Source organism: Peribacillus simplex (assembly GCF_900156045.1).
GTDB classification, from domain to species: domain Bacteria; phylum Bacillota; class Bacilli; order Bacillales; family DSM-1321; genus Peribacillus; species Peribacillus simplex_D.
Genome location: NZ_FTMX01000001.1, coordinates 258,635 through 274,637, shown reverse-complemented (window position 1 = coordinate 274,637; position 16,003 = coordinate 258,635). Strand labels below are relative to the sequence as shown.

Annotated in this window: 15 protein-coding genes; 1 reads left to right on the top strand and 14 read right to left on the bottom strand. The window is 43.4% G+C overall.

The genetic code is table 11. The annotated features are described in order from the left end of the window. Nucleotides 1–105 precede the first annotated feature (105 nt). The 5 genes from BW986_RS01290 to pruA form a co-directional block, all read right to left on the bottom strand. On the bottom strand, nucleotides 106–1,533 hold the full coding sequence (locus BW986_RS01290) for a sigma-54 interaction domain-containing protein (protein ID WP_081395468.1): 1,428 nt from the start codon (nucleotides 1,531–1,533) through the stop codon (nucleotides 106–108). Between the two features lie 194 nt (nucleotides 1,534–1,727). After that, the gene (locus tag BW986_RS01285; RefSeq protein WP_076364404.1) at nucleotides 1,728–1,982 is read right to left on the bottom strand and encodes a biotin/lipoyl attachment domain-containing protein; all 255 of its coding nucleotides are present in this window, start codon (nucleotides 1,980–1,982) and stop codon (nucleotides 1,728–1,730) included. A 37-nt stretch (nucleotides 1,983–2,019) separates the two neighbouring features. Further along, entirely contained in the window at nucleotides 2,020–3,285 is a 1,266-nt protein-coding gene (locus BW986_RS01280; protein WP_076364402.1) for a Glu/Leu/Phe/Val family dehydrogenase, read from the bottom strand. A 22-nt stretch (nucleotides 3,286–3,307) separates the two neighbouring features. Beyond that, nucleotides 3,308–4,501, bottom strand: a complete 1,194-nt coding sequence (locus tag BW986_RS01275) for an ornithine--oxo-acid transaminase (protein ID WP_076364400.1) — start codon at nucleotides 4,499–4,501, stop codon at nucleotides 3,308–3,310. An 18-nt stretch (nucleotides 4,502–4,519) separates the two neighbouring features. After that, a complete protein-coding gene (pruA, locus tag BW986_RS01270) occupies nucleotides 4,520–6,067 on the bottom strand; it encodes an L-glutamate gamma-semialdehyde dehydrogenase (RefSeq protein WP_076364398.1) in 1,548 nt (515 codons plus the stop codon). 382 nt (nucleotides 6,068–6,449) lie between these two features. Between pruA and BW986_RS01265 the strand changes: the two genes are divergently transcribed. Further along, on the top strand, nucleotides 6,450–7,862 hold the full coding sequence (locus BW986_RS01265) for a sigma-54 interaction domain-containing protein (protein WP_076364396.1): 1,413 nt from the start codon (nucleotides 6,450–6,452) through the stop codon (nucleotides 7,860–7,862). A 77-nt stretch (nucleotides 7,863–7,939) separates the two neighbouring features. Here BW986_RS01265 and BW986_RS01260 read toward each other — a convergent pair whose 3' ends face one another. The 9 genes from BW986_RS01260 to nikA form a co-directional block, all read right to left on the bottom strand. Further along, a complete protein-coding gene (locus tag BW986_RS01260; RefSeq protein WP_076364394.1) occupies nucleotides 7,940–8,626 on the bottom strand; it encodes an FMN-dependent NADH-azoreductase in 687 nt (228 codons plus the stop codon). 32 nt (nucleotides 8,627–8,658) lie between these two features. After that, nucleotides 8,659–9,507: a VOC family protein gene (locus tag BW986_RS01255; protein ID WP_076364392.1), complete on the bottom strand. Its 849-nt coding sequence runs from the start codon at nucleotides 9,505–9,507 to the stop codon at nucleotides 8,659–8,661. A gap of 4 nt (nucleotides 9,508–9,511) precedes the next feature. Next, on the bottom strand, nucleotides 9,512–9,916 hold the full coding sequence (locus BW986_RS01250; protein ID WP_076364390.1) for a DoxX family protein: 405 nt from the start codon (nucleotides 9,914–9,916) through the stop codon (nucleotides 9,512–9,514). A 138-nt stretch (nucleotides 9,917–10,054) separates the two neighbouring features. Further along, nucleotides 10,055–10,873 carry a nicotianamine synthase family protein gene (locus tag BW986_RS01245; protein WP_179085985.1) on the bottom strand — a complete coding sequence of 273 codons (819 nt, stop codon included), beginning with the start codon at nucleotides 10,871–10,873 and terminating at the stop codon, nucleotides 10,055–10,057. A 196-nt stretch (nucleotides 10,874–11,069) separates the two neighbouring features. Continuing rightward, the gene (locus BW986_RS01240; protein WP_076364386.1) at nucleotides 11,070–11,834 is read right to left on the bottom strand and encodes an ABC transporter ATP-binding protein; all 765 of its coding nucleotides are present in this window, start codon (nucleotides 11,832–11,834) and stop codon (nucleotides 11,070–11,072) included. Further along, entirely contained in the window at nucleotides 11,831–12,628 is a 798-nt protein-coding gene (locus BW986_RS01235; RefSeq protein WP_076364383.1) for an ABC transporter ATP-binding protein, read from the bottom strand. Before BW986_RS01235 ends, BW986_RS01240 begins: the two co-directional genes overlap by 4 nt. Continuing rightward, the gene (gene nikC / locus BW986_RS01230) at nucleotides 12,625–13,464 is read right to left on the bottom strand and encodes a nickel transporter permease (protein WP_081395467.1); all 840 of its coding nucleotides are present in this window, start codon (nucleotides 13,462–13,464) and stop codon (nucleotides 12,625–12,627) included. The genes BW986_RS01235 and nikC overlap by 4 nt, the downstream gene beginning before the upstream one ends. After that, nucleotides 13,455–14,408, bottom strand: coding sequence for a nickel ABC transporter permease (gene nikB, locus BW986_RS01225; RefSeq protein ID WP_076364381.1), 954 nt, complete (start codon nucleotides 14,406–14,408; stop codon nucleotides 13,455–13,457). The genes nikC and nikB overlap by 10 nt, the downstream gene beginning before the upstream one ends. After that, complete coding sequence (nikA, locus tag BW986_RS01220; protein WP_076364379.1) at nucleotides 14,409–15,938, bottom strand: nickel ABC transporter substrate-binding protein; 1,530 nt, start codon at nucleotides 15,936–15,938, stop codon at nucleotides 14,409–14,411. Nucleotides 15,939–16,003 lie beyond the last annotated feature (65 nt).

Here is a 16,003-nt window from a genome sequence, read left to right as displayed (position 1 = left end):
GGCAAAAAGGGTCACGATTCTATTTAGCCTATAGAATCGTGGCCCTTTGATTATCAAAATCCATTAAGAAGGGGTGAAATTTTTCCCTCTAGCGTAAAAAATTTTTTACCGCAATTTATGTTTTTCCATTTTATATTTCAATAATTGTTTGGAGATACCAAGCTGCCTGGCAGATTCCGCAATTTTCCCATTCGAATTTTTCAATTGACGTTCAATGATCTCTTTTTCATATTGCTGAACCGCATCCTTTAAGGAATCCACATTAAGATTATTGTCTTCAGCCATTGGAGCTCCCGTATAATCTCTGATTCTTCCAGGGATATCATCAAGGGTGATTATACTGGACTGGACATGATTATATGCCGTCTCGACCGCATTTTTCAATTCCCTGATATTCCCTGGCCAAGGATATCTTTTAAAGCATTGGAGCACTTCATCCTGAACACCGTCTATATAAATGTTCATCGTATTGTTGTAAAAATTCAGATAATGATCAACAAGGACTTCTATATCCTCTTTTCTTTCCATCAAGCTTGGCAAGTCAATCTGCACGACACCAATTCTATAGAATAAATCTTCCCGCAACCGTTTCTCCGCCAGTAAAATATCCGGTACCTCATTCGTTGCTGAAATCACCCTAATGTCCAAGCGGATATTTTTCTTTCCGCCCAGTCTCCTGATCGTTTTCTCTTCAATCGCCTTCAGAAGCTTCACCTGAAGATCAATATCCAGGGAATTGATTTCATCCAGAAATAAAGTTCCGCCTTCCGCCTGTTCGAATAGACCCGGCATGTCTTCCGATCCGGTGAAGCTCCCTTTATTCGTACCAAATAAAGTGCTTTCCCATAAACTAGCAGGAACCGCACTGCAGTTAAGTGAAATGAAGGGCTTTCCAAATCGATCGCTTAAATTATGGATCGCCTGGGCGATAAGTTCTTTCCCTGTGCCCGTTTCCCCAACGATCAAAACATTTGAGGTCGTTAGTGCAATTCTTCCAAGCTTATCTTTAATGCTTTCCATTTTAGGGTTAACCGTAATGATATCATCGACCGTATAAACGGTATTATTTCTCCTGAAGATTTTATGGCTCGAATATTTGTCCAAATATTGAATGGCATCCTTGGAAAAGAAACGCTTAGAGAATTCTACGGCTCCAATGATTTTACCGTTTTCGGCTATCGGATATGTGGAATTGATCGTTTCGATGACCTCTCCCGTTTTGGTGATCATCTCTTGTTTTATATTACATAACGGCTTTCCCGTCCTTAACACATTCATCAGCGTACTATTTTCGTTCGTGATGTTTTTATAAAAGGAAGTGACACTCTTACCCATGAATTCTTCCGGCCTTATCCCAAGCTCTTTTAGGACATTTAAATCTGCCATATCATAAAAAATGATCATCCCTTTATCATCTACGACCAAAACGTTATCAAAATCGGATAATTGCCTGAATATATCCACATTCATATTCCCCTTCCAGCCTCCTCTCAGCTTTACATATTCCCCGACAATCCCCACAGGTCGGTCCATTCACTTTGAAGCTTCCTGGTTTGGAACTGCTTCGTGCATTGTCCAATCATTCTGATATTTTACCATGAAACAGGGCGTTTTTTCTTTTCAAACTTTTTCCTGGCTTTATCATCACCTTTTAAATGATCACAACAAAAAAAGAGCATCCCAAAGCGGAAATCGCTTCCGCCTTTGGAATACCCTCTTTCCTATAATCAATCAGAGCCAGTTATAACAAAATCGTCTTGGAGCAAAGCTAAAGGAAGCTTTCTATTAATAGGATCCCCTGCCGAAACATTAATTTCAGTAATGTGACCACTGGCACCTATTGAAACATCAATCAATTTCCCATCCTCCGTTTTCACTAAAAAGAGCCTCTCCCATTCATAAACATAGGAATTCTTTTGAACGTAAACTTGTTCGACGGTCCCATCCTGAGCACACTCGATGGTATGAATCGGTTTTAACACGGAATCACTCCTCCACCCTCCATTATTTGACTAAAGCTTATACCCAGCCACGGAATATCGAGGCTTCTGCCATTTTTCTGACACCGACCATATACGCCGCCAGCCTCATATCCACTTTTCTTGTCCCGGACATTTCATAAACTTGATTAAATGAATTGACCAATAACTCTTTTAATTTGGTTTGGACTTCTGCATCTTCCCAATAATAACCTTGATTATTTTGAACCCATTCAAAGTAAGAAACTGTCACACCGCCTGAACTTGCCAATACATCAGGTACGAGAAGTACATTGCGTTCCGTCAGGATCTTGGTCGCCTCCAAAGTGGTAGGTCCATTCGCTGCCTCCACGACAATTTGGGCTTTGATAAGATGTGCATTTTCTTTGGTGATTTGATTGGAAATGGCAGCAGGCACTAAAATATCACAATCTTGTTCCAGAAGTTCCTGATTGGTGATTGTATTATCGAATAGTGTCGTTACCGTTCCAAAACTATCCCTTTTATCAAGTAAGTAATCGATATCCAGACCATCTTGGTTATAAATGGCACCATATGCGTCCGATATGCCAATCACTTTCGCACCTGCATCATGCATGAATTTGGCCAAAAAGCTTCCTGCGTTCCCAAATCCTTGGACGATGATGCGTGCACCTTTCAATTCTATGCCCTTACGCTTTGCCGCTTCCTCGATACAGATGGTGACACCTTGTGCAGTCGCCTTTTCCCTGCCGTGTGAACCGCCCAGTACCAGTGGCTTACCTGTAATGAAACCAGGAGAATCGTGTTCTCTTATTCTACTGTACTCGTCCATCATCCATGCCATGATTTGTGAATTTGTATAAACATCCGGGGCCGGAATATCTTTTGTCGGCCCCACTATTTGGCTGATTGCCCGAACGTATCCACGGCTAAGCCTTTCCAATTCACCAATGGACATTTGGCGCGGATCACAGATGATGCCGCCTTTTCCTCCGCCATATGGCAGATTCACGATTCCGCATTTCAAACTCATCCACATTGAAAGTGCCTTGACTTCTTCCTCATCCACTTCGGGATGAAAACGGATTCCGCCTTTCGTCGGACCGACAGCATCGTTGTGCTGGGCACGGTATCCAGTGAAAATCTTCGTCGTATTGTCATCCATCTTAATCGGAATCCGGACGGTCAGCATCCGGAGAGGCTCCTTCAAAAGCTCGAACACTTCTTCAGAATAGCCAAGCTTATCAAGCGCCTCCTTGATTACGACCTGTGTTGAATCAAGCAAGCTGGCAGTTTCTTTTTCTTCTTTGATCGTTGTACTCAATGGAATTCACCTCATAGGTATATTAGGATAAAACTCTTTTAATGCGTTCGATTGCCCAATCCAAGTCTTCTTTTGTAATCACTAATGGCGGAGCAAAACGGATAACTGTATCATGTGTTTCTTTACATAGCAGTTTTTCTTCTTTAAGCTGCTCACAATAAGGTCTTGCTGCTTCTGTTAATTCGACTCCGATGAATAAGCCTCTGCCGCGGATATCTTTAATCATTGGATTCTTGATTTCTTTTAAACTATCCATAAAGTATTGTCCAAGCTCCAATGAACGTTCCGCAAGCTTCTCTTCTTCAAGGACTTCCAATGAAGCGATGGAAACCGCACATGCCAATGGATTGCCGCCGAATGTAGAACCATGGGAACCAGGATTGAACACGCCAAGAATTTCACGGTTTGCAGCTACGCAAGAGATTGGGAAAACCCCGCCGCCAAGCGCTTTTCCTAAAATGTACATATCCGGAACTACTCCATCCCAGTCAGAGGCGAACATTTTTCCTGAACGTCCAAGTCCTGACTGAATTTCATCAGAAACGAATAGGACATTATTTTCTTTACATAATTCGTAAGCTTCTTTTAAGAATCCTTGTGGCGGTATGATGATTCCCGCTTCACCTTGAATCGGTTCGATTAAAAATCCAGCCGTTTGCGGTGTAATCGCTTCTTTCAATGCATCAAGGTCGCCGTAAGGGATAAGCTTGATCCCTGGCAGCATCGGTCCGAAGCCCCTTCTATATTCCTCATCGGATGACAAGGACACCGCTGCCATCGTACGGCCATGGAAGTTCCCGACACATGCAATGATTTCAGCTTGGTTTTCTGCGATTCCCTTAACATCATAGCCCCAGCGTCTAACAGCTTTGATTGCTGTTTCAACGGCTTCAGCACCCGTATTCATAGGCAGTGCCATGTCTTTTTGCGTAATGCGTGAAACCATTTCATACCATGGGCCCAATTTATCACTATGGAATGCACGGGACGTTAATGTTACGCGATCAGCTTGCTTTTTTAATTCGTCGATGATTTTCGGATGCCTGTGGCCTTGGTTCACTGCTGAATAGGCACTAAGCATATCCATATATTTGTTGCCTTCAGGATCTTCCACCCAAACTCCTTCTGCCTTCGCAATGACGATTGGAAGTGGATTATAATTGTTTGCACCATATTGTTCTGTTTGCTCGATTAATTTTTCCGTTAAAGTTGTCATGTTGATTCCCCCTAAAATTTATAGCGTTTCAGATGTTGTTTTTCCTTGAAGGTGAAGAACTAAATAATCAGGACCGCCCGCTTTTGAATCCGTACCTGACATATTGAATCCGCCAAATGGCTGATATCCTACAATGGCACCAGTACAGCCGCGATTGAAGTACAAGTTACCTACGTGGAAATCCTCACGCGCTTGTTCAATATGTTCAATGTTGTTCGAGATGACCGCACCCGTTAATCCATAATCCGTGTTATTGGCAATCTCGATTGCATGATTGAAATCTTTTGCCTTACAGAATGCAACCACCGGTCCGAAAATCTCTTCTTTCATGACACGTGCGTTCTCATCCACATCGGCAATGATAGTTGGCTGGATGAAGAAACCTTTTGAATTGTCTCCTTCTCCCCCTGCAACAAGTTTCCCTTCTTCTTTACCGATTTCAACGTAGCTCATGACTTTGTCGTAAGCTGCTTGATCGATGACCGGACCCATGAAGTTGTTTACATCCGTTGGTTCCCCGACTGTTTTTTCTTTCGTTAATTCAATCGCACGATTCAAGACTTGGTCATATACATCTTCCACTATGACGGCACGTGAACAAGCAGAACATTTTTGACCGGAGAATCCGAATGCAGAAGCGACGATTGATTGTGCCGCCAATTCCAGATCAGCCTCTTTATCAACAACGATCGTATCTTTACCGCCCATCTCAGCGATGACACGTTTTAACCAGATTTGGCCTTCCTGAACTTTTGCAGCACGCTCATAAATGCGGATTCCAACATCACGAGATCCAGTAAAGCTGATGAAACGTGTACGAGGATGATCTACCAAATAATCGCCCACTTCTGCACCGCTTCCTGGAATGAAGTTCACGACTCCTGCAGGCAAGCCCGCTTCTTCCAACACTTCGATGAATTTAGCTGCAATGACCGGTGTTGTACTCGCCGGTTTCAATAAGACTGTATTTCCTGAAACAAGAGCAGCCGTCGTCATGCCTGCCATGATCGCAAACGGGAAGTTCCAAGGTGAGATGATGACACCGACACCAAGTGGAATATAACTGAAAGCATTATGTTCAATCGGGCGGCTTTCCACTGGCATGCCATCTTTAAGCTTCAGCATTTGACGTGCATAGTATTCCATGAAGTCGATCGCTTCCGCTGTATCTGCATCCGCCTCATTCCATGGCTTTCCTGCTTCTTTAACCAATAGTGCCGAGAAATAATGTTTTCTTCTCCTAATGGTGGCTGCAGCCCTGAATAAAATATTTGCACGCACTTCCGCGTTAGTTTTTCTCCAAGTTTGGAATGTTTTATCTGCCGCTTGCATCGCTTGCTCAGCAAGATCCTTATTCGCTTTAGACACAGTTCCGATAACTTCTTCTTTATTTGCCGGGTTTACAGAGGTAATGACTTCATCAGTAAACACTTTTTCACCATTAATGATCAGCGGATATTTCTTCCCTAACTCACTAGCTACATCATTCAATGCCGCTTGAAAAGCTTTTTTATTTTCTTCGATTTTAAAATTAGTAAATGGTTCGTGTTTATATGGTTGGACCATTATGGCTCATCTCCCTAAAGTTTATGTTTTTACTTCTCGCTTATTAATCAAGCAAGTTCCGTGCCAACTTTTCATTTTTTTGAAAAAATAATGTTTTTTCTTTAAAAATGCAATGAAATTCAGCACTTTTGGGGCAAAATTGACATAGTATGCCATTATTTTTTGCTCTAAACCCTATTTTTGTCGTTTTAACCTTACACTTTTTATTAATGCAAAATTCATGCCAACTCGAAAAACCATAAAAAACAGCTTTTTTTCACTTTTTCCGCAAAATATTTTTGCACTTCAATGCAAAATAATCTTGCTGTGCAAATTTTATTTGCGCCTTTGCTTCAATTCCTCTACAATAGCTCTAAGAAAAGAAGAAAAACGGGAGGCATTCATGCATTTAGATCAAATCGTTAAAATAGAAGGTTTCCAAACCATCCTCCATTCACTTGTGGACGTAATCGATATCGGGTTACATATAATCGATATAAAAGGCCGGACCATTATATATAACAAGAAAATGGCAGAAATCGAAGGCATGGATTCAGAAGAGGTATTAGGGAAAAAGATTCACGAGATCTTTATATTCAAGGAAGAAGCGGAGAGCACATTAATACGGGCGCTTCATTCTGGAAGGAAAACCGAAAACTCGAAGCAGACCTACTTCAATAATCTCGGACAGGAAATTACAACAATTAATAATACGTTCCCGATTTTGGATCAGAACCAAAATATCATTGGAGCCATTGAAGTGGCAAAGGATATAACGAATCTTGAAAGAATCATTAAAGATAATATCCTGAATAAAGGCGATACGAAATATACGTTTGACAGCATCATCGGCACGAGTGAGAATTTCTTGGAAGTCATTGAAAAAAGCAAGCGTTCGACCAGGACGGCATCCTCCATCCTCATCGTTGGGGAGACGGGAACGGGAAAAGAACTCTTTGCCCAAAGCATCCATAATGGCAGCAGCCGTTCGACACATCCTTTCATCAGCCAAAACTGTGCTGCCCTGCCAGATAGTCTTATTGAAGGAATTCTTTTTGGTACGAAGAAAGGGGCCTTCACCGGATCGATTGAAAGGCCAGGTTTATTCGAACAGGCACAGGGCGGGACCATCCTGCTAGATGAAATCAATTCCTTAAATCCGAATATGCAGGCGAAATTATTAAGGGCCCTTCAAGAAAGGACGATTCGCCGTGTTGGGGATACGAAGGATAAAAAAATTGACGTACGGGTCATAGCAACGATAAATGAAGATCCAATAGATGCCATTTCAAATGATCATTTACGAAAGGATTTATATTATCGATTAAGCGTCGTTTCGTTATTCATCCCGCCTCTTCGTGAACGGAAAGAGGATATTCCCTTGCTGGCGCAATCTTTCATCGAGAAATTCAATGCGCTGTTCGAATTGAATATTGAAGGGATCAGTGAAGAGGTCTACTCGCTTTTTTATGATTACGACTGGCCCGGGAACGTAAGGGAACTTGAACATATCATTGAGGGGTCCATGAATTTAATGGAACCTGGCGATACAAAGATTGCCATCACCCACCTTCCGACTTTATTTAGGAAGAAAGCCCATTTGGAAGACATTCATCCCGAAAGAAAAGAGAATCATGCAAATGGAGATTTACAGGAGTCGACCTTATCTCTTGATGATTATATCGCCAATACTGAAAAGCAATATTTGGAGAAGATCTTGAAGGAACATGGCATGAATATCTCCAAGGCTGCCAAGGCCTTGAATATCAGCCGCCAAAGCCTTCAATACCGCTTGAAAAAGTATCAGGTCAAATAACCTCATTTCCGCACAAATAAGGCCCCCATTAATATGGAGGGCCTTATCTTATTACCTGCTATTCATTCAACTCGCAATCAGAATGTTTCAGCCGCTTTTGCAACCTTTTCCAAACCATCCGCGATGATTTCTTGTGTCCGGTCCGGATACTGATTATGGCCTTCAATGACCACGACCTCCGGATTGTTGATCCCCCATAGGCCAATGATATTTTTCACTAAATTCACGGCCATTTCAGCAGAAGCCATACCTTCCAATGCATAATCGGAACCGCGGGCATTCAATAGCATGACTTTTTTATCACCAGCATACCCGACAGGACCTTCCGCCGTATAATTGAACATTTTACCGGCTTGTGCCAAATAGGAAAGATATGTGATTAGCGGTGCAGGAACCGTTGAGTTCCATAGAGGGAAAGCGAATACCACTTTATCCATGGCCAGGAATTGATTTAAATATTGGTCAACCAGTTCTGCTGCCTTTTCCTCTTCGGCTGTCAGTTCAAGACCTTGGTTGCGTTTATACAACCCGGTTATCGCCGTATTTCCATAGTAAGGAAGTTCTTCTTTAAATAAATCCAGCTCGGTCACTTCATCTGTACGGTGTGTCTCTTTATATGCTTTTAAGAATGTGTCATACATTTTCGAGCTGATTGCCTGATCTGCTGGACGATCATTCACTTTAACGAATAATACTTTTGTCATTTTTTCATTCTCCCCTGCCGCGGTTTCTTTATTTCCAAATAATCTACTTAAGAATCCCATTATTACCCTCACCCTTGCTTTCTGCTTTTAAATTAGACTACTAAATGAATCTCATTGCCAGATGGATCTGTTACAGCGAAAAACCCTTCTTTTTCCGTGACGGCAGCCCCGATTCCTTTCAGTTGCTCCGTTACTTTGTTTCTCGCATCTTCATCTGCAAAAACGAGAGTATACCAGTTCAGCCCCACACTATTTTCCTTTGGAGCAGGGGCGCCCACGCCATTCCATGTGTTCAACCCAATGTGATGATGATATCCGCCGGTTGAAGTAAAGAGCGCTCCTCCATATCGATTCACAACGGTAAAACCAAGACCTTGCATGTAAAACTCCTCCGTTTTACGTAAATCCGCTACATGCAGATGAATATGCCCCATTAAAGTACCTGCAGGGAGTTTGCTCCACTCACCATCGCTTTCTTCCAGAAGGTCATTCCCATCCAACGGATCCGTGCCCATAGCGACTTCCCCACCGGCCCATTTCCAATCAGTGGATGGCCGGTCAGAGTATACTTCAATGCCATTGCCATCCGGATCGGTAATGTACAGCGCTTCACTTACTTCATGATCCGCCGCTCCAAATGGATATTTCGTTTGAAGTAAATGGCGTAAAAAAATCGATAAGTCGGCACGGCTTGGCAGCAAAAGGGCAAAGTGATATAAGCCCGTCGTCCGCCCTTCTTTCGGAATCACATCCGCAGGCTGCTCAAGTGTCAGCAACGGGGTTTTTCCGTCTGTCGTTAAAACAGCTTGCCGGTCGGTTTTCTTCAATACTTGAAGACCGATGATTTCTTGATAAAACAGAATGGCCTTATTCAAATCCAAAACATTTATACTGACTTCGCCAACAAAAGTAATTGGTTTTTGATGAAAATTTTTATCCATATTATCACTTCCCTTTTTTATTGAAAATCACATGATCCAAAGAAAGAACCGTGCGGTTTGCACACGCTAGATAGACAGACATGGCCAGCAGTGCCAAGTCCAGTTCGTAGCCCGCCGCTTGCCCGTTTCCAAGAAAGCCGGCAGGTAATTTTGCCGTGAAAATCGCCATCGCCATAATGACCGCAAATAGGACGGAAACGATTCGTGTTCCCAAACCCAGTATAACCGCAAGTCCTCCGATCAATTCGATTATTGCAACGATGTACGCCATGAAGCCTGGAATGCCAAGACTATCGAAAAATCCAGCCGTATTCCCTATGCCCCCTTGAAACTTTGAAACTCCGTGAATGAAAAAAGTTAGACCTAAAATCACTCTTAAAAAAACTTGACCTGCATCATTTTTATTCATGTATGAATTCTCCTTTTGTTAGTTACTTTATGTAAGTGATTATATTTTAATAAGCTTGTAATGTCAAGTAAGTTTATAGGAATATCTTTTTCCTCCCCAAAAAAACGAATTGCCGAAGCAACCCGTTCCATGTTGTCACTATTTGAATGTGTAATAAATGGTTGAATTGATGATGAAAGAATCCGCAATCGTTCTTCCGACTTCCTCACATGCCACTTTACTGAACTTTGTCGCATCTACGGGCTCATATAATAATTGATGAATGCCGTCAACCGACCGTATTGCGACGGTTGCGCCAGGGTTCGTCTGAAATATCCGTTCCAGTATTTCTTCTTTATTAGGAACCAGGCTGGCAATCCATAGAAGATCGAACTCCGTGTAGTCATGAAGGGCGCCATCATTGAGGATATAGTCTGAATTCCCTTCGTCATCCAGTTCTTGGACGATGCGTCTGCCAAGTGAATGGGCTTGTTCATCTATATCGAGACATGTCATTTTCGCACCCAACTCCCGTTGAAGCAGCAATGGACTTAATGGCAGAGGACCCGTCCCTACAAATGCGAATGATTGAATATCATTTTTCACCTTTTTCAATTCACTGATTTCAGTTTGAATCAGTTCTTTGTAGTTATCCCAATATATGAAAGAACGGAAGTCATCCAGGGTGTTCACACTGCCAACAAATAATTTGGCATAATGATCCTCCATCAATGTTTCAGCAATCGTCAGCTTTTCAAGCATGGTACCCCGAGTCGACAGGATTTCATCATGGTTGAGAATTTCTTCTGCTACATGCTGATCCAAAGGTTTCGAAATCATCGAAACCAGCTCGGTTAAAACGCGATTGATGATTTCGTTATTTGGTGATAAATCATCTTCTTTTAGTAAAATTTTATAAGTATCCATATATGTATGAATGATTTTTTCCTGGTTTCTAGACCATTTGATCGTTTTCAAGGCACACACTCCCATTAGGAAATAATTTTTTGCTTAACCATGGTATATACAAAGCCAAAAATACCGAGCGTCCTAGGCTGATTAGGAATGGCCAAGGCCAAATATGATCGATGGTTCACCTTACTTCCTCCTTAAGAGTCAAACTCCTCTTTAATCGAAACCATTACGATTTATATCTCAAATAAACTCAACCTCATTATTCAAACATCGAAATAAGTTCTTTTGTGTATGAATGGCGATCGCTGCAAAAAAGCTGTTCGTTTTCGAAAGAATCCACAATAACACCCCCTTTCATCACCATGATCCGTTGGCTCATCTCCTGTACAGCCGACAGATCATGAGAAATGAAAAGGTAGGAAATGTCCAAAGTCTCCTGCAGCCCCTTTAACAATTTCAGCACCGCTGCTTGTGACAGAACGTCCAGGCTTGAAGTTGGTTCATCCAATATAATGAGGGCCGGTTCAATGCTGATCGCTCGTGCAATGGTCACCCGCTGCTTTTGTCCGCCGCTTAGCTCATGCGGGTAGCGTTCAGCAAGACTCTTTGGAAGCTCCACGGTTTCCAGCAGCTGGCCGATATAGTTCGCTTCACTTGTATACGTAAAATGTTTCATATTGACCTGGCTGCCAAATTGAAGATATGGATCCATCAGTGAATCTTTTATCCTTAGTTTTGGATTCAAGGCCGATACAGGATTTTGCAAAACGGCTTGGATGTTCTTGCGATACGGTTTTAAACTGCGTTCGCTTTTGTTTTGCAGTTCGGTTCCTTCAAATAGGATGCCGCCCTGGTCAAAAGATTCAATCTGAAGGATGAGCCTTGCCAGTGTGCTTTTTCCGCAGCCGCTCTCGCCCACTAACCCGAGGCATTCCTTCCTTTCGATGCTGAAATTCACGTTCCTTAGTATTTCCACTCCGTTATCATAGCTTTTATGAACATTTCGCACTTCTAATAACGTCATCCTGACACTCCTTCAAGCTTAAATGGAATTCTGCTCAATGATGGCGATGATTGAATCATTTTATTCGTATAAGCATGCTGCGGATGATTCAATACCTGATTTTTATCACCGGTCTCAATGATGGCCCCGTCTTTCATGACCGCAATGCGATCCGCATACTTCTTGACATGACGTAAATCATGGGTAATGAACAAGACCGCACATCCGGTTTCTTTTTGGAGCCTTGATAACAGCTGTAAGACCTTAAAGGAAGATACACTGTCCAAGGCTGTGGTCGGTTCATCCGCTATCAAAATATCCGGTTCAAGCAGCAGGGCTATCGAAATGGATACACGCTGAAGCTGCCCACCGCTTAATTGAAAAGGGTATCTGCCGTAGATATCTTCATTTAGCCCCACCGATATGAGCGCCTTGACCGCTTGCTGCCTCCTTGCCTTTTTGGAAAGGTTCAAATGTGTTCGCTGATATTCGTCGAAATGTTGGCCGATAGTAAGGAACGGTGTGAATGATCCCTGGTAATCTTGAAAAATATAAGCCAGGCGCTTTCCGCGAATCTTCCTGATTTCAGAGGAAGATAGCGTTAAAAGATTCTTGTCCCCGTACCATATTTCCCCCTTCGCTTGGAGATTGGGTGCAAGCAGCTGACATATGGCCATGGCCGTCATGCTTTTGCCGCTCCCGCTTTGTCCGACAAGTGCGAACCACTCACCTTCCTGCACATCTAACGAAAGATCCTTGACGATATTTTGTTGCTTTCCCATGATATTTAGCTGCCTCACGGATAAAATGCTCATGATTCCACCTCCTTTTTCACATCGAATGCATCGCGCAAATAATCACCGAGTATGTTGGATAGAAGGACGACAAATACGATGGCGAGCCCCGGGTAAATCATCAGCAACATATTGGATTGAAAGTATGGACGGGCATCATTAAGCATGGCTCCCCACTCTGGTGCCGGCGGCTGTGCCCCGAGCCCGATATATGATAAGGAAGATATGAGCAAAATGATTTTTCCTAAATCAAGGCTAGCCAATACAAGCACGTTCCCGATAATGTGCGGAAATAAATGCTTCCTCATAATCCCAAATGGACTTAATCCATTGATTGTAGCAGCTGTGACATAATCCTTCCGACGTTCGGTGATCACCGTACTTCGCACAAGCCTGGAATAATTCACCCATTTCACTAGAACGATCGCCAACAGGAGATTTTCAATCCCTGGTCCTAATAAGCCACTAAGCACAATGGCAACGATCGTATCAGGGAAGGCGAGAAATGCGTCCGCAATGCGCATGAAGATCCGATCGATCAGACCTCCTTTAAAACCGGCAATCAACCCGAACGGGACGCCGATGATAACAGCGGCAAACAGAGATATGAGACTGTAGCCAACCGTCAGCTGTGCGCCGAGCAGAAGACGTGTCAATACATCACGACCTAGATGATCCGTCCCTAGCGGATGTTCCAAGCTTGCCGGCCATAGCCTTTCTCCCAGATTGACCAGTGATGGATCATGTTTCAGGATAAGAAAGGTGTAAGCCGTAACGGTAAGGACTGTAGCCATCACCGTAAAAAGGATGGTCATTCTCCAGCGCCTTTTGGATCTTTTTTTGATAACTAACTCCATTTTCCATGCTTCCTTTCCTTCAGCCTTAGCTCCGGATTTAAATAGTGATAAGATAAATCCACGGCACTATTAACCATGAATACAACGATGGCCATGACCAACAGGTACCCTTGAATGACTGGATAATCCCGTGACCGAATCGAGTCCACGACCATCTTACCTATGCCTGGATAGGCAAAAATCACTTCGATCACCACTACACCGCCGATCAAGCTGCCAAGGCTGACACCGAATACGGTAATGACCGGGGGCAGGCTATAACGAAATGCATGGGCAAAGAATATCCGCATTTCTGAAATCCCCCTTGATCGGGCAGCCCTGATGAAATCATGGCTGAGGGAATCTATCAAACTCGAACGTAGCAAACGGACGTACACACTTGTGATGGCAAGCCCCAACGTGACTGACGGCAGAATCAAAGAACGAAATCCGTCCCTGCCCATTGTTGGAAGGGCCCCCCACCGTACCGCAAATAAATCCATCAAGAGCAGCCCCAGCCAAAAGCTAGGAATGGCTGCGCCCAACAAAGAAACGGCACGGCTTAACTGATCAATCCAGCTTCCCCTGTACAAGGCAGCAAGCGAACCTAATGGAATGGCTATACCAAGCATCACAAGCAATGCGCCGACCGCCAGCTCAAGTGTTGCAGGCAGCCCGCTCATGATCATCTCCATCACAGGCTGATTCGTCATATAGGAATTACCGAAATCCAATTGGATAAAGTCCGCAAACCAATCGCCATATTGCACGAACAGCGGATCATTGAACCCCAATTCTTCACGAAGCTCATTGACTTGCTCGTTTGTGATCGAAACATCATCCACTTGTAGTATCGAGAGAACCGGGTCCCCTGGTGCAAGCCGAACAAAAAGGATAGAGATGAATGTAATCACAAGGACAAAAATCACGACCTCAATGAATCGTCTGACTAAGATGCGGAACATTCACTTCACATCCAGTTCATTCGTCAGCATGTAGTATTCGCTTCTCGAAGTGATCCAGTTTTTAACTTTTTCGGCATCATAAGCAACAAGTGTATTCGGATGTAAAATGAATGAATTATACACCTGTTCATCAACATACATCGCAATATCCTCAGCTAAATCCGAGCGCTTATCCTGCTCGACGGTTACGTTCAGCTTATCAATCAGGGATGTCAGGTGATCATCATCGGCCCCACTGAAGTTCAAGGCTCCCTTTGGATGATAAGTAGCATTTAAATAATAGCCGGCATCCCCGCGCGGAGCCGTTAAATTGCTGTAGGTCGTTAAATCCCAATCGCGATTGGCAGCCATATACTCTTCAGGGATTTCTATTTGCTTGATTTTCACATCAATCCCCAATTGGCCGGCATCCGATTGAAAAACTTGGGCAATTAACGGCAGGTCGGCACGTGAACTGTATGTAAGAAGTGTAAACGTTAACGGTTTGCCGTCTTTTTGTATGACGCCATCCACTTTTTTATATCCCGCCTGATCAAGAAACCCCCTAGCCGCTTCCATTCCATTCTCTTTTTTCGGATAGTCCGGAGCAAAAGAGAAAGTGGATGGAAATGGCCCTGTTGCCACTTCTGCATGACCATGTAAAATCGTATCCGCAATGGATGAACGGTCGATCAAGGCATCTATCGCCTTTCGGACGTGTATGTCCTGCAATGCTTTTCGTTCCAAATTCATCGTCATTTGATGTACGCGGAAAGTGGATGTCGATTCAACCTTCACACCATCTATCGCCTCTAAATTTTCCAGGCTTTCCGCTTCCGGACGGAAAACGATATCGGCGTCTCCCGATTCAAGGGCGAGAGACCTCGCATTCGCATCCTCATTAAACGAAAACCTGGCTCTCTCAAGCTTTGCGGCTCCATCCCAGTAAGACTCATACCGAATTAAATCAACAGCCGTACCAGGCATGAATTTTGAAACGGCAAATGGCCCAGTTCCTATCGGCTTGTTTATATAGTCACTTTCCTTCACGTCAATAATCGATGTATTTGGATGGACCAATTCAGAAGGAAACTCAGGAAAGGGAACCTCCGTCTTAATGGTCAGCGCATTCCCGTCCGCTTCAATCGATTCAATGCGCAAAGCATTCTTGATCGCCGGACTATCCTTCATCGCCCTCTCCAAGGAAGCCTTCACCGCTTTGCCATCCATCGGCCTTCCATTCTGAAAAGTCACACCCTCCCTTAACTTGAAATTCCATAACTGACCATCCTTGCTATCCCAGCTTTTCGCCAGCCAAGGTTCGATGGTCAAATCCTCATCATTGAGATGCACCAACGTCTCAGTGATCCCCGCCCTTAGTGACACATAACTTGTATCAACATTCGGATCAAGCGAGCTAGTCGCAAAATTAAAAAGCAAATTCACTTCCTTCTCCCTTCCCACTTGTTCTTTCTCAGACTCGGTGGAACAAGCAGCCAAAAGAAAGAATGATAAACATACAATAAAAATCGTTTTACTTTTTCTGAACACGATAGATTTCCTCCATTACAACTATTTTTATTGGCCGATGCAAAATCGTATTGATTACGATTTAT

Bases quoted from the DNA above. Each gene is read 5' to 3' on its own strand.
- BW986_RS01290 (WP_081395468.1), bottom strand. From the start codon at position 1,533: ATGGACCGACCTGTGGGGATTGTCGGGGAATATGTAAAGCTGAGAGGA.
- BW986_RS01275 (WP_076364400.1), bottom strand. From the start codon at position 4,501: ATGACAACTTTAACGGAAAAATTAATCGAGCAAACAGAACAATATGGT.
- pruA (WP_076364398.1), bottom strand. From the start codon at position 6,067: ATGGTCCAACCATATAAACACGAACCATTTACTAATTTTAAAATCGAA.
- BW986_RS01265 (WP_076364396.1), top strand. From the start codon at position 6,450: ATGCATTTAGATCAAATCGTTAAAATAGAAGGTTTCCAAACCATCCTC.
- BW986_RS01260 (WP_076364394.1), bottom strand. From the start codon at position 8,626: ATGGGATTCTTAAGTAGATTATTTGGAAATAAAGAAACCGCGGCAGGG.
- BW986_RS01255 (WP_076364392.1), bottom strand. From the start codon at position 9,507: ATGGATAAAAATTTTCATCAAAAACCAATTACTTTTGTTGGCGAAGTC.
- BW986_RS01250 (WP_076364390.1), bottom strand. From the start codon at position 9,916: ATGAATAAAAATGATGCAGGTCAAGTTTTTTTAAGAGTGATTTTAGGT.
- BW986_RS01240 (WP_076364386.1), bottom strand. From the start codon at position 11,834: ATGACGTTATTAGAAGTGCGAAATGTTCATAAAAGCTATGATAACGGA.
- BW986_RS01235 (WP_076364383.1), bottom strand. From the start codon at position 12,628: ATGAGCATTTTATCCGTGAGGCAGCTAAATATCATGGGAAAGCAACAA.
- nikC (WP_081395467.1), bottom strand. From the start codon at position 13,464: ATGGAGTTAGTTATCAAAAAAAGATCCAAAAGGCGCTGGAGAATGACC.
- nikB (WP_076364381.1), bottom strand. From the start codon at position 14,408: ATGTTCCGCATCTTAGTCAGACGATTCATTGAGGTCGTGATTTTTGTC.